This window comes from Eubacterium ramulus ATCC 29099 (assembly GCF_000469345.1).
Lineage (GTDB): Bacteria > Bacillota > Clostridia > Lachnospirales > Lachnospiraceae > Eubacterium_I > Eubacterium_I ramulus.
Genome location: NZ_KI271140.1, coordinates 1 through 1,580, shown reverse-complemented (window position 1 = coordinate 1,580; position 1,580 = coordinate 1). Strand labels below are relative to the sequence as shown.

The following is a 1,580-nucleotide window of genomic DNA, read 5'->3' as shown; positions in this document are numbered from 1 at the left end:
TTTAGGTCTGATTTATCTTCAGATTCAGAATATATATTTGAACGAAAAATAAAATAGTTATTCAGGTAAAAGATGCTCAGTTTGATAACTTTTTATAATAATGAGAATTATTACTATTTTTATTGACAACAGGATGATAGTGGTATATAATCCTGATTAAGAACTAATCCTAATAAGGAGGACTAATGACAAGTAGGAGAAATACTATTCAAAAAGATCTTGTAAGAAATACCGTATACGAAATGAGAAGACACGTTACGGCAAATGAAGTGTATGAATTTATAAAAGAAGCATATCCAAGAATTGGAAAAGGAACTGTATATAGAAATCTTGATATATTGGTAGAGGAAGGTGCATTAAGAAAGGTTGAAGTTCCGGATGGACCGAACCGATTTGATTTTACATTGAAAAATCATTACCATGTAAGATGCATAAAGTGCGGTGAAGTTTTTGATGTGGATATGGATCAAATACCGGATTTGCTGGAAAGAATTCATAACACTCATGGAATTGAATTTGTGGATTATGATATTTCATTTAAAGGCATTTGCCCGAAATGCAGGGAGAAGGTAAAGGAGGAACAGCATGGATAGAAAAGCAATGTATAAGTTGAGTTATGGACTGTTTATATTGACCGCTAAAGAAGCAGAAAAAGATAACGGATGCATCATTAATACAGCCATTCAGGCAGCTTCGGAACCAAACCAGTTAAGTATCTGTGTAAATAAGGCAAATTATACGCATGATATGATTCAAAGAACCGGAAAATTTACTGTATCAGTCTTAAGTCAGAAGGCACAATTTGAATTGTTCAAACATTTTGGCTTCCAATCAGGAAGAGATACCAATAAGTTTGAAGCATTTGAGCAGTGTGCCAGGGGCACAAATGGTATTTATTATATTACAGAAGGTACAAATGCATACATTTCTGTGACAGTTACTAAAACAGAGGACTTGGGTTCACATACGATGTTTATCGGTGAGATAACCGATATGGAAGTTTTAAGCAATGTTCCTTCAGTAACATATGATTATTATCAGAATAATATTAAGCCTAAGCCACAGGAGGTTGGAAAAACAGAGGGCAGTCAGACAATATGGCGTTGCAGAATTTGCGGATATGAATATGTAGGCGAGGAATTACCAGATGACTTTATATGTCCTTTGTGCAAGCACCCGGCATCAGATTTTGAAAAAGTAGTAAAGAAAACGGAGGTAAAAGAGATGGCAGCAAACAAATATACAGGAACACAGACAGAGAAGAATTTACAGGAGGCATTTGCAGGGGAATCACAGGCAAGAAATAAGTATACCTATTTTGCTTCTGTAGCGAAAAAGGAAGGTTACGAGCAGATGTCAGCATTGTTTTTAAAGACTGCAGATAATGAGAAAGAACATGCAAAGATGTGGTTCAAGGAATTAGCAGGAATTGGTGATACAAAGGAAAACCTGGCGGCAGCGGCAGAAGGCGAAAATTATGAGTGGACAGATATGTATGAAGGCTTTGCTAAAACAGCTGAGGAAGAAGGATTCCCTGAGCTTGCAGCAAAATTCAGGGCAGTAGGTGAGATTGAGAAGCA

2 protein-coding genes are annotated in these 1,580 nt (G+C 36.3%); both read left to right on the top strand.

What is annotated here, in order from left to right:
* Positions 1-185 precede the first annotated feature (185 nt).
* Complete coding sequence (locus HMPREF0373_RS10040; RefSeq protein WP_021739597.1) at positions 186-593, top strand: Fur family transcriptional regulator; 408 nt, start codon at positions 186-188, stop codon at positions 591-593.
* Positions 586-1,580, top strand: a 995-nt coding sequence (locus HMPREF0373_RS17525; protein ID WP_021739596.1) for a flavin reductase, incomplete at its 3' end; no start/stop codon positions are given. The genes HMPREF0373_RS10040 and HMPREF0373_RS17525, both read left to right, overlap by 8 nt.